17 protein-coding genes and 1 pseudogene are annotated in these 21,268 nt (G+C 57.1%); 9 read left to right on the top strand and 9 right to left on the bottom strand.

What is annotated here, in order from left to right:
* Window positions 1-72 precede the first annotated feature (72 nt).
* Window positions 73-1,500, bottom strand: a complete 1,428-nt coding sequence (gene cysS / locus E1180_RS08040) for a cysteine--tRNA ligase (RefSeq protein WP_155190662.1) — start codon at window positions 1,498-1,500, stop codon at window positions 73-75.
* Window positions 1,501-1,611: 111 nt separating this feature from the next.
* Here cysS and E1180_RS08035 point away from each other — a divergent pair, with 111 nt between their 5' ends.
* The 3 genes from E1180_RS08035 to E1180_RS08025 all read left to right on the top strand — a co-directional run bounded on the left by E1180_RS08035 (window position 1,612) and on the right by E1180_RS08025 (window position 4,180).
* Window positions 1,612-3,444, top strand: coding sequence for a L,D-transpeptidase family protein (locus E1180_RS08035; RefSeq protein ID WP_208997007.1), 1,833 nt, complete (start codon window positions 1,612-1,614; stop codon window positions 3,442-3,444).
* Window positions 3,445-3,583: 139 nt separating this feature from the next.
* Window positions 3,584-3,772, top strand: a complete 189-nt coding sequence (locus E1180_RS08030) for a sugar transporter (RefSeq protein ID WP_155190661.1) — start codon at window positions 3,584-3,586, stop codon at window positions 3,770-3,772.
* Window positions 3,773-3,838: 66 nt separating this feature from the next.
* Complete coding sequence (locus tag E1180_RS08025) at window positions 3,839-4,180, top strand: ArsR/SmtB family transcription factor (protein ID WP_155190660.1); 342 nt, start codon at window positions 3,839-3,841, stop codon at window positions 4,178-4,180.
* A 32-nt stretch (window positions 4,181-4,212) separates the two neighbouring features.
* Here E1180_RS08025 and E1180_RS08020 read toward each other — a convergent pair.
* Together E1180_RS08020 and E1180_RS08015 are read right to left on the bottom strand one after the other, a co-directional pair.
* Window positions 4,213-4,723, bottom strand: a pseudogene (locus E1180_RS08020) (CreA family protein).
* Window positions 4,724-4,837: 114 nt separating this feature from the next.
* Window positions 4,838-6,127, bottom strand: a complete 1,290-nt coding sequence (locus E1180_RS08015; protein ID WP_208997006.1) for an MBL fold metallo-hydrolase — start codon at window positions 6,125-6,127, stop codon at window positions 4,838-4,840.
* Window positions 6,128-6,436: 309 nt separating this feature from the next.
* On the opposite strand from E1180_RS08015, the gene E1180_RS08010 reads away from it, so the two are divergent.
* Together E1180_RS08010 and E1180_RS08005 are read left to right on the top strand one after the other, a co-directional pair.
* Window positions 6,437-6,937 carry a MarR family winged helix-turn-helix transcriptional regulator gene (locus E1180_RS08010; RefSeq protein WP_196220563.1) on the top strand — a complete coding sequence of 167 codons (501 nt, stop codon included), beginning with the start codon at window positions 6,437-6,439 and terminating at the stop codon, window positions 6,935-6,937.
* A 121-nt stretch (window positions 6,938-7,058) separates the two neighbouring features.
* Window positions 7,059-8,396, top strand: coding sequence for a DUF2865 domain-containing protein (locus E1180_RS08005; protein WP_155190659.1), 1,338 nt, complete (start codon window positions 7,059-7,061; stop codon window positions 8,394-8,396).
* Here E1180_RS08005 and gltX read toward each other — a convergent pair.
* The 5 genes from gltX to E1180_RS07980 form a co-directional block, all read right to left on the bottom strand.
* Entirely contained in the window at window positions 8,359-9,720 is a 1,362-nt protein-coding gene (gene gltX, locus E1180_RS08000; RefSeq protein WP_155190658.1) for a glutamate--tRNA ligase, read from the bottom strand. The two genes, E1180_RS08005 and gltX, sit on opposite strands and share 38 nt — an antisense overlap.
* Before the next feature lie 56 nt (window positions 9,721-9,776).
* Window positions 9,777-10,991 carry an MFS transporter gene (locus tag E1180_RS07995; RefSeq protein WP_155190657.1) on the bottom strand — a complete coding sequence of 405 codons (1,215 nt, stop codon included), beginning with the start codon at window positions 10,989-10,991 and terminating at the stop codon, window positions 9,777-9,779.
* A 33-nt stretch (window positions 10,992-11,024) separates the two neighbouring features.
* Entirely contained in the window at window positions 11,025-12,692 is a 1,668-nt protein-coding gene (locus tag E1180_RS07990; RefSeq protein ID WP_155190656.1) for an NAD+ synthase, read from the bottom strand.
* Between the two features lie 227 nt (window positions 12,693-12,919).
* Complete coding sequence (locus E1180_RS07985) at window positions 12,920-13,423, bottom strand: response regulator (protein ID WP_283404489.1); 504 nt, start codon at window positions 13,421-13,423, stop codon at window positions 12,920-12,922.
* A gap of 192 nt (window positions 13,424-13,615) precedes the next feature.
* Window positions 13,616-14,998 (bottom strand): class II 3-deoxy-7-phosphoheptulonate synthase, encoded by a 1,383-nt coding sequence (locus E1180_RS07980; protein WP_155190654.1) that lies wholly within the window; start codon window positions 14,996-14,998, stop codon window positions 13,616-13,618.
* Window positions 14,999-15,259: 261 nt separating this feature from the next.
* Here E1180_RS07980 and E1180_RS07975 point away from each other — a divergent pair, with 261 nt between their 5' ends.
* Window positions 15,260-16,039 (top strand): VIT1/CCC1 transporter family protein, encoded by a 780-nt coding sequence (locus E1180_RS07975; RefSeq protein ID WP_244314001.1) that lies wholly within the window; start codon window positions 15,260-15,262, stop codon window positions 16,037-16,039.
* A gap of 8 nt (window positions 16,040-16,047) precedes the next feature.
* Here the strand turns inward: E1180_RS07975 and E1180_RS07970 are convergent, their stop codons facing one another.
* Window positions 16,048-16,641, bottom strand: coding sequence for a gamma-glutamylcyclotransferase family protein (locus E1180_RS07970; protein ID WP_155190653.1), 594 nt, complete (start codon window positions 16,639-16,641; stop codon window positions 16,048-16,050).
* 51 nt (window positions 16,642-16,692) lie between these two features.
* On the opposite strand from E1180_RS07970, the gene E1180_RS07965 reads away from it, so the two are divergent.
* The 3 genes from E1180_RS07965 to E1180_RS07955 all read left to right on the top strand — a co-directional run bounded on the left by E1180_RS07965 (window position 16,693) and on the right by E1180_RS07955 (window position 21,215).
* Complete coding sequence (locus E1180_RS07965; RefSeq protein ID WP_155190652.1) at window positions 16,693-17,886, top strand: aminotransferase class V-fold PLP-dependent enzyme; 1,194 nt, start codon at window positions 16,693-16,695, stop codon at window positions 17,884-17,886.
* A gap of 85 nt (window positions 17,887-17,971) precedes the next feature.
* Complete coding sequence (locus E1180_RS07960; RefSeq protein ID WP_155190651.1) at window positions 17,972-19,507, top strand: diguanylate cyclase domain-containing protein; 1,536 nt, start codon at window positions 17,972-17,974, stop codon at window positions 19,505-19,507.
* A 232-nt stretch (window positions 19,508-19,739) separates the two neighbouring features.
* Window positions 19,740-21,215: a sensor domain-containing diguanylate cyclase gene (locus E1180_RS07955; RefSeq protein WP_208997005.1), complete on the top strand. Its 1,476-nt coding sequence runs from the start codon at window positions 19,740-19,742 to the stop codon at window positions 21,213-21,215.
* Window positions 21,216-21,268 lie beyond the last annotated feature (53 nt).

Genomic DNA, 21,268 nt, shown 5'->3' with positions numbered 1-21,268 from the left:
CCTCTCCCTTTTGCTTTAATGGTTCTTCGTGAACTGCGAAGAAACGTTAGGCCAGTCTTTCCCTAACCCGGTTCACCGTTTGAGATCCCAGGTTGTTACGCGAGCGCCGGTTTCGGAGTCTTTTGAATCCTTTAGCAAGATCCCTTGAGATGTCAGTTCATCGCGTATCCGGTCAGCTTCCGCCCAGTTTTTCGCATTGAGGGCTTCAAGACGATCATTGATTGCAATTTGAATGCGCGTCTCATCCACGCCGGACATATCTGCCGCAACAGGCTTGAGACCCAAAAGAGCTGCAGAGGCAGAATACTCTGCCAGCTTTTCCGGGTTCCGGCTCGCCTCACCCGCAAGGCCATGCAATGCCTGAATAGCAGCTGCCGAATTGAGATCATCTTTCATCGCATCGAGGACGTCAGCCGAGGGCGCGGCATCTGTCTCGATCAATTCCGGCCATTTTGCCAGGAGGTTCTCCGCTTCTTCCAGCTTGCGCACAGAGAAGTCGATGGGCTCTTTGTAGTGGGTCATGAGCATCGCAAGCCGCAGCACTTCGCCCGGCCATTTGCGGCCGCCGAAATTTTCCGTATCCAGGAGCTCGTGAATGGTGAAGAAATTGCCCTCGGACTTGGACATTTTCCGGCCCTCCACCTGCACGAAACCGTTGTGCATCCAGTAATTGGACATGCGCTCCGTGCCGTTGGCGCAGCAGGACTGGGCGATCTCGTTCTCATGGTGCGGGAAGATCAAATCCAGCCCGCCGCCGTGAATGTCGAACACCTTGCCAAGATGATGCTCGCTCATGACCGAGCACTCTATGTGCCAGCCCGGACGGCCTCGGCCCCAGGGGCTGTCCCAGCCCGGTTCGTCTGCTGAGGACAGTTTCCACAGCACAAAGTCGCCGGGATTCTTCTTGTGGTTCTCCACTGCGACACGGGCACCGGCAATCTGCTCGTCCAGCTTGCGTTTTGAAAGCCCGCCGTAGTTCGGCATGGAAACCGTATCGAACAGCACTTCGCCGCCATCTGCTGTCTCGGCGATATAGGCGTGGCCCTTGTCGATCAGCAGCTCGATCATCTTGATCATACCGTCGATATGCTGGGTCGCACGCGGTTCGTGATCGGGCTCCAAAACCCCAAGACGCTCGATATCAACGTGGAATTGATCAGCTGTCTTTTGCGTGACCTTGGCAATGGCGTCATTCAACGAAAGGTTGGGAAAGTCGCGCAAAGCCCGTGCGTTGATCTTGTCGTCCACATCCGTGATGTTGCGCGCATAGGTAACATTCTCCGCACCGTAAAGATGCCGGAGCAGACGGAAAAGAACGTCGAATACGATTACAGGACGGGCGTTGCCGATATGGGCAAAGTCGTAGACCGTCGGACCACAGACATAGAGCCGCACATTGCCGTCATCGATCGCACGGAACTCTTCCTTCGTGCGGGTCAAGGTGTTGGTGAGCTTCAAGCCCTTGTAAGTGCCCGAAATGCTGGGATCAGCGGCGCTCATATCAAACGGTCTCCTGGCCGGCTGGCCGGGCGGTCCGTCTCACATGAATTTTCGCACAGAGGGAACGGCCACAGCCAGCGGTGTCGCTAGCTGCAAATAATGGTCGAAGTAATGATGTTTCGTATGGCCGTCATCATGGGCAGCTTTATGGACCGGTTTTCAAGGGCGGGTCAAGTTCGCTTTTCTGTATGGGCGGTTTTTAGCGTGCGCGAGGTCATTGGCGATGCCGCAGGGTTCCTCTACACTTTAACGACAGGGGAATCAGAGGGAGGCTTTCCCATGGGGCTGGAAAGCATTTGGGCGCACAGAATTGTACACAAGACGGTAACAGCGGGGGCCATGGTGGCCTTTCTTATGTCCGCTTCGACCGTCCTCGCGCAATCAAATACGGCTACGGCTGGAGATGGCGCGGCGCCTGCGGTGCTGGAGCCCGCGTCACCCATCGCCTCGTCCCTGCAGGCAGCCCTTGGCCCCGATGTTCCAGATAGCCTGATGCAGCACTACACCGCCCGGGCCTTTGCCCCGGTATGGGTTGCAGACAACAGCCTTACCGAAAACGCGCATCTTGCGATTGCGGCCATGGCGGCTTCCAACGATCATGCGCTCAATCCGGCAAATTACCGGCCGCTGGAACTCGCCGGGCAAGCAGAGCGGGCTCAAACACCGGACGACTGGGCCCGGTTTGATCTGGACATGTCGACAGAGTTTGTCCGCTACGCCACACATTTGTCCTCCGGCCGGGTGCAACCGAACGAAGTCAACAAGGCGCTGAACGTCTTTCCCGATCGGCCGGAACCGGCCGCCCTTTTGAGCGCGGCAACGGGTTCAGACGATTTTGCAACGTTTCTGGCAGAGCTTCCGCCGCAATCGGATAATTACGCCAGGCTAAAACGCCGGCTCGCGCAGTACCGGCAAAAGGCTGCGACCGGGGGCTTCACATCCGTTCCCGACGGCGAGGTGCTCAAGCCGGGAATGCGGGATGCCCGTGTACCGTTCTTGCGCAAACGGCTGATGGAGGAAGATATCCCGGGGGCCGACGGCCATAGCGGGCAGGTCTATGACGGTGCTCTCATCGAAGCCGTCAAGACTTTTCAGGAATATCATGGACTGGCAACCGACGGCGTCATCGGGCCAAACACGTTTGCCCGGCTGAACATCTCGATTGAGCAAAAGCTCATCCAAATGGAACTCAATATGGAACGCCGCCGCTGGATGCGCGACGATCTTGGAGACTTCTACATCTTCGTCAATCTCGCGGACCAGAACCTGAAGGTCGTCAAGAACGGCAAGACCATCCACACCGCACGTGTGGTTGTCGGAAAGCCGTTCCACGCGACGCCGGTGTTTTCGGACACGCTCGAATATGTCGAAGTCAATCCGTACTGGAACGTGCCCTACTCCATTGCGACACGCGAGTATCTTCCTGATCTGCAGCAAAACCCGTCGGCATTGTCGAGCAAGAACATCCGTGTGTTCCAAAACGGCTCGGAAGTGGCCGCCACGCAAGTCGGCTGGAACGCCTATTCAAGACAGAACTTCCCCTTCCGGCTCCGCCAGGACCCCGGCCCGTCAAATGCGCTTGGGCGGATCAAGTTCATGTTCCCGAACGAATTCAATATCTATATTCACGACACTCCATCAAAGTCGCTCTTTTCACAGGCCGAGCGGGCTTTCAGCCATGGGTGCATCCGCGTTTCCGATCCCTTTGCACTGGCCGATGTGATCTTGGCCGATCACAATCTGCCGGACGGGGTCTGGAAGCGGTATCTTGAGAGTGGCGAGCGCGATGTCTTCAGCAAATTCAGCCAGCCGGTTGAAGTGCATCTCACTTATCTGACCGCCTGGATGAACAAGGACGGTTCGACCCATTTCCGGCATGACATTTATGACAGGGACAAGGTCCTTCTCGACGCGCTCCGAACAGCTATGACAGACAACCTTTAGACCCTAATCATCTGTTTTATATTGCACTTTAAGCTCGTTTAGATATCTGAACGCTGGCTGAACGGTGAACTCAGCATGGGTTCAAGGGCGGGCACGTACTCTCCAGGCAATCGCTACACACTTGCCGATGGAGCAAACGATGCTGAACCGCCTTTTTGTGATCATCTTTTTGATGATAGTTCTCGCAGGTCCGATTTTCGCGCTGATCGCAATTACCGATGGCACCCAGGCTTTCGGCAGTGAATTGCAACAAAAAAGCGCCTGTTTGTTAACCGGTACCGGTTGTGGGAATGGAAATATTGTTGTGACAATGGCCGCCCGCATATAGAAGAGACCACATCGACAATCTGCTTTCAAATATACGAAAGCAGGAAACCTTGGGCCTGGCTGCCAAATGGACTATCAAATACTCGAAGAAAAGGCAGATGCCGCCGCTGAATTCTTGAAGATGATGGCTTCTGCGCCACGTCTTTTGCTGATGTGCCTTGTTCTCGAAGAAGAGAAGAGCGTAGGCGAACTTGCCGAAAAAACCGGCATGCGTATGCCGACGGTGTCCCAGCAGCTTGGACTGTTAAGGGCGCAGGGCCTGGTGACAACACGGCGGGAAGGCACGACGATCTATTACCGTCTTGCAAGCGAACCGGTCAAAGACATCATGGCGATGCTCTACAAGCATTTTTGCGCCGACGCTGAACTGCCGGTCGCAAAACACCTTGAGAAACTTGAAAACTCCTGAGTACACGTCCACCCAGGACGCCCACGCCGCCATCATTCGTCCAGATAGTCAGCGCATTTTTGCGGAGCCTGATCGCCCCATGGGCATGATCGGCACCGTCGACGTGGAGTTTTTCGGGCTGCCTTCAATCAGCTTGTCCGAATAGACCAGGTACACCAGAACGTTCCGTTTGGTGTCACAGCCGCGCACAATCCGCATCTTCTTGAACATGAACGAGCGGCGCTGGCGGAACATCTCCTCACCTTGCTCGAAGGTCTCCTTGATGTTCACCGGGCCAACCTGCCGGCAGGCCAGCGACACATCGGAGACTTCTTCAGCCACCCCAAGCCAGCCCGAAACCCCGCCCTTCTCAGGGACGGTGAAATGGCAGGCAACGCCATCAATCAAGGGATCATCAATCGCGTAGGTCGCTAGCTTGTGGTCCGGCGTCAGAAACTTCCACACCGTCGACTTCTTAAAAATCAGATCCGGATCATCGTCGGACCAGGCGGCTCCGGTCCCGGCGAGTGTTGCAAAAAGAACGGCGGCGGCCAGAAAACGCATTCCAAATCCTCCTGAAATTGACGGCTTTCATGTGGGCATCTGGAAGGCGTGATCAAGGCTCAACAAAAAACGCGCGCAAACTGCGCGCGTTTCCGGATCGTCTATCAGCGATGTTCACTGACGGGCGTCTTCAAGCACTTTTTCATCCTCCACCGCTTCGGTCCCGGACGTTTCCGCGTCGCTCGACCCTTCTGATGGTTGTTCATCACCTAAAAGGGATTGCGCAAATACATCATCGGAGACCAGCTCACCGGATGGATCTTCGGAAGCGGTTTCCAGGGTGCCTTGAGGTTCCTGTGCTTGATTGCCGCTGTCTTCTGGAGGGTTATCTTCCGGATGTACAGCGGGCTGATCGGCCTCGCTGTCTGGCTCCGGGACCGCCGGAATTCCGCTTCCGCCGGCAAGAGCGTCGGTCAGGTCGGCACAGCGCTCCAGCGTCCAGATCTGCGGCTGGTCAAGGCCCAGGGCTTCGTCATAGGCGCGAGCGACGTTAAAAGGCAGATGCTCTTCAAAATCCGTGCGGCCGGAAAATTGCGGAGACAATGCGTCTTTGACGGCCTCGAACGTGTCTTTCAGCCCCATGCTGCCTTCCACACAGGCAGCAGCGGCATCCCTGAGACCGGTCACGAACTCGCGGGTGTTTTCGATGGCTGTGGAGACCGCTGCCGCACCTTGCGCCGGTTTTCCGCGGCCGGGCATCAGCGCGCTTGGCCGGAAGGCCGCAATGCGGTCAAGGGCACGCGGCCAATCGGCAAGATGGGCATCACCGCAATACGGCGCCGCCTCGGTCTGCACCACATCCCCGGCAAAAAGCACACCGCTTTGCGGCACCCAAACGACAAGGTCACCCATTGTATGGGCGCGCCCAAGATGCATCAGCCTGACTTCACAGCCGCCAAGGTCAATCGACATGGACGAGGCAATTGTCATGCTGGGAACGACCGGGGGCGTACCGTGCGGCAACCCGCCAAACACGTTCTCAAACCGGCTTCTCGCGACCTGAATCTCTTGTTTGCCGCGTGTATCGCTCATCCGACGGGTAAGATCCGACGCGATAATTTCTCCAGGCTCAAACCCGGAAATTCCAGCAGACACGTCTGCATGGAAATGGGTCAGTACGAGGAGTTTTACCGGTTTGTCCGTGACTTCGCGCAGTTTTTCGAGTGCAGTTTGGGAAAGCGCCGGCGTCGGCTGGCCGTCGATGACAAGCACGCCGCGCTCACCGATGACAAACCCGGTATTCGCGCATCCGTCCGACTGGTAGACGTAGCAATTGCGCCCCATTTCCTCGAGCCGGCCGTTCTCGCCGGGAATGGCATCTTTTGTATTTTTGTAGGTTGCCATGACGGCCTCGCTGTTCTGCCGGTCAATGTCCGGCACTCCATCGATCTGTTGGGAATTCATCCCAATAACTGTTGACGGAAAGGGTTCAGGAATCGCACCCGATTCGCAAATTCATGGGCGCCACTTTGTTAACGAATCCTTTCTTATCAACAGAACGCTGTCAATTCCGCCAGCTATCCGATCGAAAATCAGATGGCTGTACAAGACCGGCTCCAAATGTCCTGCAAATAATTCCAAGCACCATCAAAGGGCATTCCATGCTATCGTTATTATGAGTACTTGCTAATGCTGGAAGGTGGCCGGAAAACGGCAAACTTCTTCTCATATTGTTTGATCTGCACGATAGCCTGACGAGCCTTTGCGAACCTGATGCCGACCTCCCCCTCACGTTCACCGAACCAGTGCGACCGGCCGTTGCTAAAGCTGAGCCGGTTCTTGCCCTATCAGCTCAATCATCTTGCCGAGACCGTGAGCCGGTCTTTTTCTCAGGTCTATTCGGACCGTTTTGGCATCGGCATTCCGGAATGGCGGGTCACCGCGACGCTGGGCGAACATGGTCAGATGACCGCGCGCGATGTTGGCAAGGCGACTTCGATGCACAAGACAAAAGTGAGCCGTGCAGTGGCAGGTCTTGAGACCAAGGGCTATTTGCTGAGAACGAGGAAGGATACGGACCAGCGCGAACAGGCGCTCCAGCTCACCGACGCCGGCAAGGCCATGTATGAAGAAATTGTTCCGCTGGCCAACGCCTATAGCAACCAGTTGCAAGACGCTCTGTCCGAAGACCAGAAGGCCCAGCTCGAAGATATTTTCGCCCGGCTTCAGGCCGCGGCAGAAAACCTTCCGGGAGGCTCCGGAAACCCGGCCTGACAACGGCTCGCATTAACCTCACGTCATAGCTTTCGTTGCTATTGTCCGGCTTTACGGCAATGATGCCGGCATCCAGGTTGAAGCGGATGGCGCGGGGATTGGGCGCTGCAGGGGACAAGTAATGAGACTGCGCTTTAACGCAAAGTCTACGGTGTGTATTGCGTTTGCCTATATGAGCGCTGCTCTAGCGCTTGCAGGCGCCCCTGCACATGCTGCTTCCTGTTCCGCTCTTCAATCCGAACTCCGCCAGCTTGAAAAATCTGCGGGAAAAGCTTCCCCGGCGGCTCAAAAATGGCTTACCGCGAAACGCCAGCAAAGCGCTGCAATCAAGGCGGCCGAGCGGGATGCCCGCCATTTCGACTGCCCATCAGCGGGCGGCGCCAAATGCGACAGCCTTTCCGACAAGATCAGCCGTATGCGCAATAACCTGGCCGCGATTGAACGGCAAATCGCGAAGTCGGGCGGCAGCTCCGGTTCCGGAAAGCGGTTGCGTCAGGTGCGTGCGGCTATTGCAAAACAAAACTGCAATTCCAGCGGAACCACTCGTCAGGCAGAGAGCGGACCGGACGGATCGCAGACAAGCCCGAGATCCCTCCTTGCCCGCCTGTTCAATCCGCAGCCCCGCGTGGAACTGGCAGCGGCCGATCCACAGGAACAAACGGCTGTGCGCAAGCGCCGATCTGCGGGCGCCGCGAGTTCTAAAGTGCGGTTGCCCTCAGGGGGAACGTTCCGAACGCTCTGCGTGCGCACATGCGACGGATATTTCTTTCCCGTCAGCTTTTCGACGGGCAAGAGCCAGTTTGCCAATGATGCCGCACGGTGCTCCGAAATCTGCCCGGCCTCGAACACCGAGCTTTATGTTTATCGCAATCCGGGCGGTGACCAGGCGGACATGATGTCCCTTGCCGGAAGCCTCTATACGGAACAGCCCTTCGCCTACCGGTACAAATCTGAATTTGTGGAAGGGTGCAGTTGCCGCCTGCCACGGCAAACGGGCAGCCAGTCCAGATGGACAGAGGTGAGCGGCAGTGCCTCGGGAAGCAACCGGATCTTCTTCACCGATATCAGCCAGGGGCTGCCACGCCGATCCCTGCAGCTGAGCCGGGGGCGTACGGTCGGCGCAGAAAACGATACCTCGTCTCCCCTGGCCCGCGCGCCCTTGATGCGGGACCAGCTTCCGGCCTACGCGGATCCGGATACCCTGATCAATCTTGAAAAGGGATTTAAAGCATCCGCCCGGCTTGAACCTGTGATGCTGCGGCTAACGCCCGCTTCTGCGCAAGTGGCGGATGCATCCTCAGGCGGATTGCCCTTGCTTGGCAACCGGTACGGAAAAAACCGGGAAGAAGAGGTCGCCGGGTCTCCGGTGTTCAAATCAGATGACCCGGGCTTCCGTCCAGCTCCCGACAGGGACATCCCTGTCAGGGTAGTCGGTCCAGAATTTTTTGTCGCCCAATAAGCGGCAGAAGGTCTTTCATGTCCGGACCATGATCGAGACCGGTCAAAACCCGGCGCAGCGGCATGAAAAGCCCCCGCCCCTTCCTGCCTGTTTCAGCCTTCAGGGCCGAGGTCCAGGCGCCCCAGGTCTCTGCGGACACATCGCCTTCGGGAAAAAAGGCCTTGGCTTGCGCGATAAACTCCCGGTCATCGTCTTCAACGCGGCTCTGCACCGGGCCCTCGACAATCTCCCAATAGCCCCTGGCATCGGAGACCAGCTCGCAATTCCCGCGAATAGCCTCCCAAAACGCCGCGCCGCCGCCAATACCAAGATCCTTCAACCGGTCAGAAGCCACCTCGAACGGCATGTCGTGGACCAGACGCGCGTTCAGGACTTTCAGTTCTTCCGGGTCAAACTTGGCGGATGAACGCGACACGCTCGTCAGATCGAACTTTTCGACCAGAGCATCCATGGTCGGCAGAGCTTCAACGGCCTTGCTCGTGCCGGTCAAAACAGCAAGCGAGCACACGGACATTGGCTCCAGGCCGGTCTCCCGCAAAGACCCGATGGACAGGGCGCCCTTGCGTTTGGACAGCCCTTCCCCGTCAACCGTCGTCAGCAGATTGTGGTGGCCGAAAATTGGAACTTTCGCCCCGAGCGCTTCAAAAATGGCAAACTGCACGCCCGTATTCGAAACGTGGTCTTCACCGCGGATGATATGTGTGATGCCCATAGCAATATCGTCGACGATCGACGCAAATGTGTAGAGATAGGTGCCGTCCGAGAGGATCAGCACCGGATCGGGCATGGAAGCCAGATCCACGGTTTGCTGGCCCCGGCAAAGGTCCTCCCAGGTCACCTCGGTACGCTGTGTCGAAAACGGATCGCCTTGGTGGTTCGGCAGGACGAACCGCCAATGCGGCTTGCGGCCTTCCGTCTCAAATGCCTTTCGCTCGTCTTCGGTCTGCTTCAACCCGGCTCGGTCATAAACCGGCGGACGGCCAAGGGCCCGCTGACGGGAGCGCCGGCGTTCCAGTTCTTCCGGTGTTTCGTAACAGGGATAAAGCAGCCCGGCGTCTTTAAGCGTCTGCGCAGCTGCGTCATAGCTTGCGATCCGCTCCGACTGGCGCTCGATTGTGTCGGGCTGGATGCCAAGCCACCGCAAGTCCTGCTCGATGGAATCGGCATACTCCTGTTTTGAGCGTTCGGTATCTGTGTCGTCGAAACGCAGGACAAAACGCCCGCCGTTTTTCTTGGCAAAAAGCCAGTTATAGAGAGCCGGGCGGCTGTTGCCGATGTGAATGTGGCCGGTCGGCGACGGCGCGAAGCGTACTGTAATGGTCATGGCGCTTCAGTTAGCTTGAGACATGGAAGCGGGCAAGCGCAAATTGAGGCCATGCCTCAGCTTTGTTCCCGGTCACGGTAAACGCGAGCCGCCCCTGTAAGAACAAAACAGAACACCAGACAATAGGCACCCATACCCATCACCTGCAAATCGAATGGCACACTATTATCGATCAGCCATCCAACAGCGCCGGGCCCAGCGGCAGACGCAAATACCATCAGCGAAAATGCAACAGCGCGAATGGCACCAAGATAACGGGTGCCGTAAACCTCTGGCCAAAGTGCACCAACGAGGGTCCCGTTAAAACCATTGGAGACACCGACAAGGCCCATGAAAATAAATGCTGCGACCGGCAGATGAACTGTGGCCAACACCGCGCAGGCAACAGTTAGAGGGAGCAGTGTAAAAGGCAGAAGATGGCGGGCGGAGTATCTGTCGATGAGCGGCCCTATGGTCAGCGACGCACAGACGACACCTGCGGCCATTACCAGAAAGGCGCCTGCGAACAATTCCAGGCTCCAGCCGCGAAGTTCGACCAGATAGACCTGATGAAAGAAGATCGCCGTTCCGATGCAGGCAGGCGCATTGATACCGGCAGAAACAAGCCAAAAAACGGGATCACGCAGCACCTCGGCCCGTGTCCATTGGCGGCCTTCCGGCTTTGCTGAAGCGGTTTCAGACGCAGATGCGATCCGGTCCTTTGCCAGCAGAACAGCTAGGATCGGCAAGCAAAGCAGCAAAAGGACGCCCGCAGAAACCGTCCAGGCGCCGCGCCAGCCTACATAACCACTCAGAAGGACAAACAGGATCGGAAACAACGCCTCGGCAGTTGGAAAGCCGAGCATCGCGACGGAGACGGCGCGGCCCCTTTGCGCAGAAAACCATCGGCCGGCCGCCGTGATGGATGTGTGGGTCAACATGCCCTGCCCGCACAAGCGCAGGCCGAAGAACGCAAGCCCCACCATCCAGACGGCCGCCGTGGTTGCCATCAATAAACAGGACAGCGCGAGGGAACTGATAACGATCACAGCAATCCGGCGGACCGGGAAGTAATCAAGGCTCTTGCCGACATAAGAGAGCGAAAACGCACTGGCCAGGGTGGCGACCATATAGATAAGACCGAGCTCACCATGGCTAAGACCGAATTCCGCCCGGATATCGCCTGCAGACAGGGCGATAAAGAATGTCTGTCCAAATCCGGAGAAGACCGCGAGCAGATAGCTTGCGGAAAGCCAGCGGGCATTGTCGCGCAGAAAGCCTAAATAGGTCATGGAAGTGTCCCGTCCGGCCTGCCGCGCAATGTGTTAGGAACGATCACGAAAGCGGTTGGTGATCGGATACCGGCGGTCCTTGCCGAAATTGCGCTCAGTGATTTTCACGCCCGGTGGGGCTTGGCGGCGTTTGTATTCAGCAATGTACAACAGATGCTCGATCCTGTGGATCAGATCCCGGCTGTGGCCCCGCTTTTCGATCTCACCGACCGACATCTCCTCTTCGACCAGACATTCCAGAATGTCGTCGAGCACGTCGTAGGGCGGGAGCGAATCCTGGTCTGTCTGGTTTTCGCGCAGCTCTGCCGTTGGCACCTTTGTGATGATGTTGGACGGGATCACCTCGCCCTTGGGGCCGAGAAGGCCTTCAGGCTGGTTCCGGTTCCGCCAGTCAGCCAGGTGGTAAACCTGCGTCTTGTAGAGATCCTTGATCGGATTGTAGCCGCCATTCATGTCGCCATAGAGCGTTGCATAACCGACCGACATTTCTGACTTGTTGCCTGTGGTCATCACCATCTTGCCGAACTTATTGGAGACCGCCATCAATATGACCCCACGGGTCCGCGACTGAAGATTTTCTTCCGTCGTGTCCTCGTTCGTACCCTTGAACATGCCGGAAAGCGCGGACAGGAAGCCTTCAACGGGCTCCGCCACCGGCACGGTGTCATAGCGTATGCCAAGCGCCTTTGCGCAATCGGCTGCGTCCTGAATGCTCTCCTCCGACGTGTACCGGTAGGGCAGCATGATGGCATGGACCTGGTCAGCCCCGAGCGCATCAACGGCCATCGCTGCGCAAATTGCTGAGTCGATCCCGCCCGACAGGCCAAGCACAACCCCGGGAAAACCGTTCTTGTTCACATAGTCGCCAAGCCCCATGACGCAGGCCCGCCAATTGGCCTCATCCAGGTCAGGCAGTTTGTCCATTGGACCGTTTTCACAGACCCAGGTCTCTCCATCCCGTTTCCAGTCTGAAACGGCAAGGCTGGTCGCGAATTGCGGCATCTGCAGGGCCAGCGACCGGTCGGCCTGGAGCGCGAACGATCCACCATCAAAAACCAACTCATCCTGCCCGCCTACCTGATTGCAGTAAACCAGCGGCAGATTGGTCTGCACAACACGGGCAACAACGACCTGCAGTCTTTCTTCCGCGCGGTTCTCCCAGTATGGGGAGCCGTTTGGAACCAGCAGCAGTTCGGCGCCGGTTTCTTCCAGGCACTCACAAACTTCGTCGTTCCAGATATCCTCGCAGATCGGGATACCAATCCGCACGCCCCTGAAATCAACCGGTCCCGGCAACGGGCCCGCCGCAAAGACGCGCTTTTCGTCAAAAACACTGTAGTTCGGCAGGTCGTATTTATAGCGAACGGATTGGATCTTGCCCTGGTCGAGCAGCAAGGCCGCATTGTAGACCCGGCCATCATCGCCCTTGTAAGGGGTGCCAATGATCACCCCCGGACCGCCATCGGCCGTTTCCAAGGCCAGTTGTTCGGCCGCTTCCATGCATTTGCGGACAAATGCGGGCTTTAGAACCAGATCTTCCGGAAGATAGCCGGCCAAAACAAGCTCTGATGTGAGAAGTAGGTCCGCACCCTTCCGAGCGGCTTCCTCTCGGGCCGCCCTGACAAGGCTCAAATTGCCGGTCACATCACCAACTGTTGGATTGAGTTGGGCCACAGCCAAACGGAAACGGTCTGAAATCATGAGGATAATCCGGGAATAGTTGCTACCCGATGGTGTAGCGGCCCGGCCGTGCGCTTGCAATCGGACATTTCGACTGCCCCCGGCTCGAGCATCGGGTGTTTAGTTAGAAACGCCCAAAGATGATCGCCCAGTTAATAACCGAGCATCTTTGGGCGGCGTATTTATCCCGATTAACCGCCCGCTAACCTAGAAGCGTTACCCGCTCGCGCGAAACAACAGATGGCGGATTACAAAAGCGCGAGCGCTTGCGCCGGATCAGGCTGGTCTTTCGGAGCCATGCCGGACAGATCGGTTATGTCTAGGCTACGCGTTTTCTGGTCACCTGGCCCCATGATCCCCGTGCTTGGGCCCTCAACTTGCTGGCGCTGAAGAATGTCGCACATGTGTTTGTAAAGGATGGCGGGCGCGATCGGCTTGGCCACAAATCCATGAATGCCGATCCCTATCGCCTCCAGAATAGTGGTCCGTTTGGCATGTGCGGTGATTACAAGGACCGGCATCGTGCAGATGAGCGGGTCACGGTCACCGCGCAAGATCTTCAGAAATTCGTTTCCGCCGAAGGGTTGCATGGCCCAATCGCAAAGCACGATATCCGGCTTCCGGTCGACAACCAATTCCAACGCCTCTGCGCCGTCGGACGCCTCATAAATTGCCCGGATTCCGAAGCCAGACAAGACCGACCGCAGAATTGAACGCATGTGAGGATTGTCCTCTGCAACGAGGCAGGACACCCTCGACAGATCCCATAACTCACGCAACGTAATCAGTTCCTTACGAACAGTTCCTCAACTCATTTAGGCATGCGCTTTTTGGGTTAATGCACCCTTACGGTTTGCCGGAATTTGAATCAATTGTTATGCAAAACGACAAGAGGGCGGCAAAAGCCGCCCTCAAGGTTAATGCGTGGTTTTCGAATTCGCGGATTACGCGCTGGCAGCCAGCGGCTCGCTTTGCCGGTCGTCACGTTCCTTCTTGAGATTTTCCGCAATCAGGAAAGCCAACTCAAGCGCCTGATCCGCGTTCAAACGCGGGTCGCAGTGGGTGTGGTACCGGTCACCGAGCTGCTCCTCGGTCAGCGCCCGGGCACCGCCCGTGCATTCTGTCACGTTGCGGCCGGTCATTTCCACATGGACGCCACCCGGATGGGTGCCTTCCGCACGGTGGACCGCAAAGAACGCCTCGACTTCCCGCAAGATCCGGTCGAACGGACGGGTTTTGTAACCGCCTGCCGAAATGGTGTTGCCATGCATCGGATCGCAGGACCAAACCACGGACTTTCCTTCGCGTTCAATCGCGCGCACCAGCTGGGGCAGATGGTCAAAGACTTTGTCGGCGCCAAACCGCGCGATCAGGGTCAGGCGACCCGGTTCATTGTCCGGATTCAGAATGTCGACCAGCTCCAGCAAACCATCCGGCGTCAGGGACGGACCACACTTCAAGCCAATCGGGTTCTTGATGCCCCGGAAGAATTCGACATGCGCATGGTCGGGCTGACGGGTCCGGTCGCCGATCCACAGCATGTGGCCAGAGGTTGCGTACCAATCGCCGGACGTGGAATCGACGCGGGTCAGCGATTCTTCATACCCCAGAAGCAGCGCTTCGTGGCTGGTGAAGAAATCAGTTCCCCGGAGCTGGGGAACGCTGTCCCGGGTGATGCCGCACGCACGCATGAAGGACAGGGATTCACTGATCCGGTCCGCCAGCTCCTTGTAACGGTGGCCTTGAGGGCTGTCGGAGATGAAACCGAGCATCCATTGATGCACCTGATCCAAATTCGCAAAACCGCCTTGGGAGAAGGCTCTCAGGAGATTCAGCGTCGCAGCGGATTGCCGGTAGGCCATGGCCATCCGGTTCGGATCCGGAATACGGCTTTCCGGTGTGAAGTTGATGTCGTTGATGATGTCACCACGGTAGCTCGGCAGCTCCACATCATCCTTTTTCTCGATGTTGGACGACCGCGGTTTTGCGAACTGGCCGGCGATCCGGCCAACCTTCACCACCGGCTGCGATGCAGCATAGGTGAGAACCACCGCCATCTGCAGGAACACACGGAAGAAATCCCGGATGTGGTCAGGATGGTGTTCGGCGAAGCTTTCGGCGCAGTCACCGCCCTGCAGCAGGAAACCATTTCCCTTCGCAACTTCGGCCAGCTGGTTTTTCAGCGCTCTGGCCTCACCTGCAAATACGAGCGGCGGATAAGTCGACAGGCGATGTTCCACATCCGCCAAAGCCTCTTGATCCGGGTATTCCGGCACCTGCAAGATCGGCAAGGATCTCCAGCCGTCCGGGCTCCACTTTTCCGCCATTGTCATTCTCCTCGTCGGGACCCGGTGGTCCCTTTGCTTCTCTTATGCCTCAACCCAAGGAACTTTCTTGCTTGGCGCACGGGTTTGAGGACGCAATCGTGCGGCCTTATACACCTGTCGGACGGGCTTGGCCACTTCCGATCTGACGCAAAGTTTTCTGTATTCTTGATCTTAATTCATCGATCATTCCGATTAAACACGCCCAATGACGGGTAAGGCCGGGGTCCTTTAAACAGAACCGCTTGAGCAAGATCATGGTGGATGGCCAATCGCGCGGTCATGCTGGCCGTCACGAAGGGACGATCAGCCATGCACCGGCAAGACTTGGAGCACAGCCACAAGCCGTCAGATATTGCGACCCGCTTGGCCAAAGGGCCCACGACCAGCTACCTTCGTGACTGGGTCTATGGAGGTATCGATGGTGCCGTCACGACATTTGCCATTGTCGCCGGATCCGCAGGTGCCGGGCTTTCTTCGACCGTGATCCTCATCCTCGGAATTGCCAATCTTTTGGCAGACGGCTTTTCAATGGCTGCGGCTAACTACACCGGCTCCAAATCGGAGAACGAAGACATTGCCCGCCTGCGGGCAATCGAGGAAAAACACATTGCCTTGGAGCCCGATGGCGAACGGGAAGAAATCAGGCAGATTTTCAAGGCCAAGGGCTTTAGCGGCAAAGACCTTGATGAAATCGTCCGTCTCGTGGCGTCAAACAGGACCATGTGGATTGAAACCATGCTGCAGGGCGAATACGGCATTGCCGGAGATACACGCGATCCGATGAAAGCCGCCGGATACACATTCTGCGCATTTGTCCTGTTCGGCGCCTTGCCGCTTCTGCCCTTTTTGCTGGCATTCGGCAGCGACGTAATTGTCGCGACGCTGCTTACAGCCTTGGCGTTTTTTGCCATTGGCTCGGTCCGGGCCCGCTGGTCAGAGCGGTTTTGGATCCTTTGCGGACTTGAAACCGTGGCCATCGGCATGACTGCGGCCGCGATTGCCTACGCAGCCGGGCACGGGTTGCAGGTGCTGCTAACGTGACCGGTCACCTACGTCGGATCGACATAGGTCAGGTTCAGTGGTTCGAGCATGTCATCAATGAGAGCTTCGAGGTCCCGTTCAAGCCTGACTGCGCGCGGATAATGGGGCGTTGAGCGATCGTTCAGAACAGGCACGTGCCAGCCGTCTGTCGTTTGCAGGAAATGACGGATCCCAGCCTCGCCCCAGATCTGGAAGAAGCCCGCAAGAACGCAATCCAGATAGGTCTGGAGTATGGGATGCACCTGACACCCCCAGCGCTCATTCTCCAGTGTTGCCTTGAACAAGAACAGATCGTCCGGACCCGGTTTCTTCTCCGCCTCGCACCGGAAATCCTGAGCAATTTCTGAGATCTTTTCATACCGGCTTTCGCGCTTTTCGAGCGCCCCCATGCGGGATGGCTGCTCCCGGGTCATCACGCCCCAGATTTCGGCTCCCGGTTGACGCCGGACACTCAGAGCACACCGGCCCTGGCCGTTCTCCCACATTCCACAAAAACGCCATTCGCGCACCCAGCCGGACAGCCGGCCAGGAATGATCTCAGCCCCTGCTGGAACCGTTGACGCGTTGACGAGGGAACCATATCCAAAATAAGTGATAGTCATCGTGAGTTTGTTCGACTCTCTTTCCCACCGAACCGGTTTTGAGGAGCAGCAATGATCGTTCCGTCCCTATCTGAGCGCGATATTTCGACCATGCGCGAAGATACGCCCGGTGTAAGCCAGCGCATCCACTTTAACAATGCCGGCACGGGGCTTGCCCTTGCTCCTGTCCTTGACGCGGTCAAAAACCATCTTGATCTTGAAGCACGGATCGGCGGCTATGAGGCTGCGGCAGCGGCTCAATCCGGGCTCGATGCATTTTATACCGGGCTTGCTGCTCTGATCGGCTGCCGCCCGCATGAAATCGCATATGTGGAAAATGCGACGCGCGCCTGGGACATGGCCTTTTACGGGATCGACTTCCGGGAGGGCGACCGGATCATAACCGGGCGAGCCGAATATGTGTCCAACTATGTCGCGTTCTTGCAGATGAAGGCCCGCAAGGGGATCGAAATCGACCTCATAGAAGACGACGAGCACGGCCAGATCGACCTCACGGCCCTTCAAGCTGCAATCGGGCCCAAGACGCGGCTCATTGCTCTTACCCACATCCCAACCTTCTCCGGCCTTATCAATCCGGCCGAGGAAGTCGGGGCTATCGCGGCGAAAGCTGCAGTTCTCTATCTACTGGATGCTTGCCAGTCGGCGGGTCAGATCCCGCTCAACGTTGCGGAAATCGGATGCCACATCCTGTCTGGCACCGGCCGGAAGTACCTTCGCGGTCCGCGTGGAACGGGATTTTTGTATGTGAGTGATGCGGCGTTGGACCAAATCGAACCGCCATTCGTCGACCTTCAGGCAACAAAGTGGCTTGATGAAAACACCTACGACCTGGTCCCCCACGCAAAGCGGTTTGAAAACTGGGAACGATATGTCGCCGGCCAGATCGGGTTGGGCGTTGCAACCCGCTACGCCATCGGATTTGGCATGGACCGGATTGGCAAACGTGTCTGCGAGCTTGGCGCTCAGTTGCGCGCGGAACTCTCAAAGGTCTCCAAGGTCACGTTGCATGACAAGGGCAAGAACAAGGGCGGCATCGTAACCTTCACCGTTGATGGCGAGACGCCCGCCCAAACTCAGCAACGCTTATCGGCTCACAACATGAACGTATCAGTCAGTTCCGCAAGTTCCGCCCGCATCGACCTGCCTGCGCGGGGCCTTGACGCTTTGGTGCGTGCATCTGTCCACGCCTTCAACACTGAAGATGAGATCACGCGCTTTATGAAGACTGCCGGAACCTTGCCCTAATCTGGAAAAATTGCGGCAATAAGCGCACGGGCTGTTAAATATCCGAGGGTACATAAGGAGACGGAAACCTATCGGGGACGTCTCATTGCGGACCAGACCAACACTTGCTGCAACTACAGCTTACGGCACAAGTTCGACGGCGGGCCGTCGCATAAAGGTCTGGATCTATGGCCTGGCCGCGCTCTTGATCTTTCTTTCGACCGCATCCCTCATGTTTATCGCGCATCTGGCATGGCGCGAGGCCGACCGGCAAGCGCTTGAAAGCGAGCAACTGCGGTTTGGCAACGCTCTGGCGGAAAACCACCGGCAAATTGCACGCGATCAGATCGAGTTGGTCCAATGGGACCCTTCATTTGCCGCCGTAACGGCGCCTATCGACCAGGATTTCATTAAAGATGAACTTGTCGAGGATCTGTGGGAAGACTTTGGCCTGCCCCGGACGTTTATCGTAGACCCGGCCGGTAGCCTGATTGCCGGGGCAATTGAAAACCGGGTGTCGTTTTCCGAAGCTGATCAGCCCCCAAGGCCTTTGCTGGTGGACTTGGCCGAGCAGACCCGGGCTGCATTTATAGAAAAGCAGCGTACTTCCGGTTCGATTTTTGCCGAATGGTATCTGCCGCATGATGCCCTGATTGACGTTTCCATGTCTGCTTTCGCAATCGTGGACGGACAACCGGCAATCGTGAGTACGATGCCGATACTGCCGGACGAGGGACTCGTTCAACTGGATGGTCCCTACCCGTCAATCCTTATCAATGCGGTCTATCTGGACGATGACTGGCTGCAGGACGTCAACAGTCAGCTGGCGTTCAACGACTTCCGATTCACCGAGGGGCCGCCGGAAAAACGGCAACCGTACCATTATGTTGTCGCGTCCGCGGATGGATCGGCCGTTGGCTACTTCCGGTGGGACCATTCCAAGCCTGGACGGAACATCTGGTATGCGGCCTTGCCACTGGTGTTGCTCATCACAGCGATCATTGCCGTGGTCTCGATAGCCATTGCCAATAAGATCAGCCGCCTATCGGCGTCTCTTGAAGAAAGCGAGCGCAAAAATCGTCATTTTGCCCGGCATGATGCGCTGACGGGTCTCCCAAACCGGCACCATTTTTCCGATTGCCTCTCCTATGCGCTCGATGCCCAGCCGGAGAAGGGCTTTGCGGTCATGGCTTGCGACCTGGACAAGTTCAAGCCGGTCAACGACACATACGGCCACGAAGCCGGTGACAGGGTCTTGTGCGAGGTCGCAGATCGCCTTCAGGCGCTGATGGGCAAGGCCGGTGTTGTCAGCCGAATTGGCGGCGACGAGTTTGTGATCCTGATTACTGCCTTTAGCGATGCGGCCACCTTGAAAACAGTGGCGGACAAGATCCTCAATTCTATTGCCCGGCCAATCGACATTGGAGCCGAAAAGACAGTCATGATCGGCATGAGTATCGGAATTGCACAAGCGCCTGCTCATGGCACAGGCGAAACGGAACTGATCCGCAGTGCTGATACAGCGCTATACACCGCCAAACAGCGGGGGCGGAACATGTGTGTGTTTGCCGGGTCCGGGCAGCTGGAAGCGGCCCAAGACACACAAGCAGAGAACGTACACAAGCTCAAGCAACAACAATAGATTGCGCATTTTCATTTAATGCAACTTATGACCATGTCATAAATACTAGTCTCTTTTCCCGCCTCTATTTGATCAAACGCACCGACCATTAATACATTACGCAGTATCATGGCTGCGTATACGAGCCTTTGCGCGCGAAGGACGATCATTAACAACGAGCTGAGATTTGACCGAGTTCAGGCGTCGACACACGGACCAGCCTATTAAGGCGCCGCGCCAGCAAATTTCCCGTTTGGCCTTTGCTCTTGCTGGACTGCTGATTGCGGTCACGGCAGCGTCTCTTCTTTTTGTAGGCTATATCGCCTCTGAAGAATCGACCCGCCAGGCGATCTCCAACGAAGAACGCCTATTCCGCAGCGCGTTGAACGAACGCTTGCGGGCGCTCGTGCGCGAACAAATCGGAACCGCTTACTCAGATGAAACCGTGGCCAAGGCCGTGCGCAGCTTTGATCCGGCCTATGCGCGGACGACTTTCGATACGCTCTGGTCGAACTACCGGCACAGCAAGGTTCTTCTGGTTTCCGGCGACGATGAAATTCTTGCAGAATCGTTTGAGGATTACACGCACATCACACGCCGCCCCTTGAGCGAAACGCCGGAACTGGAGCAGGTGATAAAGGAGGCGCAGGCTCTTTACATGTCCAACCGGGTCCGGGTGCCTGGAGGCTATGGCCATCGTTCTCTCCAGGGACTGGATCCGTCAGAATTCGCCGTCATGGGCTTCCTGCGGATTGACGGAAAGCCAGCCCTTTTTGGCGCCATGCCGGTCATGCCGGATCAGTATGAAACGACCTTGCCCGACGGGATGCCCACCGTTTTGCTGTCAGCCGATTTCATCGATGAATCGCTTCTGCGCCGTTTGAATGCCCAACTCGACTTTTCAGCCCTGCGGTTTGAATTGCGCGCCGCCATGCCTGAGGACGGCCCCTTTCATATGATCTACACAAACCGTGGCACCGCATTAGGGTCGTTCCGCTGGGACAGCCAAACCGTAACCACATCGATCTGGCCGACGGTTATTCCGGTGATCGCGATCTTGAGTGCAGCCCTGGCGGCCCTGGCCTTCGGGATTGCCTGGCGCATTGGACAGTTGACGACTTCCTTGCAAATCAGCGAACGCCAAAACCGTTTTCTGGCGCTCCACGATACCTTGTCGGGCCTTGCGAACCGGCTTCAATTCAACCGGGTTCTGGAAAGCTCCTGCAATTCGCTTCCCGGCAGCCCTTTTGCCGTACTCCACTGCGACTTGGACAAGTTCAAGGCCGTGAACGACACCTATGGCCATGCGGCGGGTGACCAAGTCATCAAGACGATGGCTGACCGGCTAACGGAAGCGGTTGGTTCGCCGGGTTTGGTTTGCCGGATTGGCGGCGACGAGTTCATGATCATCTACCGTGCTTCGGTTGAGCGCAGAAAGCTTGACCATCTCTGCATCACGATGATCGCAATGGCCGTAAAGCCAATCGAAGTCGGCGATGGAAACAGGGCCCATGTCGGATTGAGTATCGGTATAGCCTTGGCACCGGATGACGCCATCAGCCCGGAAGAACTGGTCGCACACTCGGACTCAGCCCTCTATCACGCCAAGAAGATGGGCCGGGGCCGTCATGCTTTCTATGCGGATTTGCCCGGTGATACCTTCCTCGCAGCCGATGAGGAGAATAGTCCCCCCACCCCGTCTGTTGCAAAAGTCTCCAAGGCTGTCTAGCTACCCGCGCAGCAAACCAGTACCTGAAAAATCCTTAGAGCTCTTGGGCGACT

It is taken from the genome of Roseibium denhamense, from assembly GCF_009711415.1.
GTDB lineage: Bacteria > Pseudomonadota > Alphaproteobacteria > Rhizobiales > Stappiaceae > Roseibium > Roseibium denhamense.
This window is presented reverse-complemented; position numbering and strand designations above follow the sequence as displayed.

Excerpts from the sequence above, each read along its gene's own strand:
- cysS (WP_155190662.1), bottom strand. The coding sequence starts at position 1,500 with ATGAGCGCCGCTGATCCCAGCATTTCGGGCACTTACAAGGGCTTGAAG.
- E1180_RS07975 (WP_244314001.1), top strand. The coding sequence starts at position 15,260 with ATGGCCAATCGCGCGGTCATGCTGGCCGTCACGAAGGGACGATCAGCC.
- E1180_RS07995 (WP_155190657.1), bottom strand. The coding sequence starts at position 10,991 with ATGACCTATTTAGGCTTTCTGCGCGACAATGCCCGCTGGCTTTCCGCA.
- gltX (WP_155190658.1), bottom strand. The coding sequence starts at position 9,720 with ATGACCATTACAGTACGCTTCGCGCCGTCGCCGACCGGCCACATTCAC.
- E1180_RS08010 (WP_196220563.1), top strand. The coding sequence starts at position 6,437 with ATGCCGACCTCCCCCTCACGTTCACCGAACCAGTGCGACCGGCCGTTG.
- E1180_RS08030 (WP_155190661.1), top strand. The coding sequence starts at position 3,584 with ATGCTGAACCGCCTTTTTGTGATCATCTTTTTGATGATAGTTCTCGCA.
- E1180_RS08005 (WP_155190659.1), top strand. The coding sequence starts at position 7,059 with ATGAGACTGCGCTTTAACGCAAAGTCTACGGTGTGTATTGCGTTTGCC.
- E1180_RS07980 (WP_155190654.1), bottom strand. The coding sequence starts at position 14,998 with ATGGCGGAAAAGTGGAGCCCGGACGGCTGGAGATCCTTGCCGATCTTG.
- E1180_RS08035 (WP_208997007.1), top strand. The coding sequence starts at position 1,612 with ATGATGTTTCGTATGGCCGTCATCATGGGCAGCTTTATGGACCGGTTT.
- E1180_RS08025 (WP_155190660.1), top strand. The coding sequence starts at position 3,839 with ATGGACTATCAAATACTCGAAGAAAAGGCAGATGCCGCCGCTGAATTC.
- E1180_RS07970 (WP_155190653.1), bottom strand. The coding sequence starts at position 16,641 with ATGACTATCACTTATTTTGGATATGGTTCCCTCGTCAACGCGTCAACG.
- E1180_RS07990 (WP_155190656.1), bottom strand. The coding sequence starts at position 12,692 with ATGATTTCAGACCGTTTCCGTTTGGCTGTGGCCCAACTCAATCCAACA.
- E1180_RS08015 (WP_208997006.1), bottom strand. The coding sequence starts at position 6,127 with ATGAATTCCCAACAGATCGATGGAGTGCCGGACATTGACCGGCAGAAC.
- E1180_RS07965 (WP_155190652.1), top strand. The coding sequence starts at position 16,693 with ATGATCGTTCCGTCCCTATCTGAGCGCGATATTTCGACCATGCGCGAA.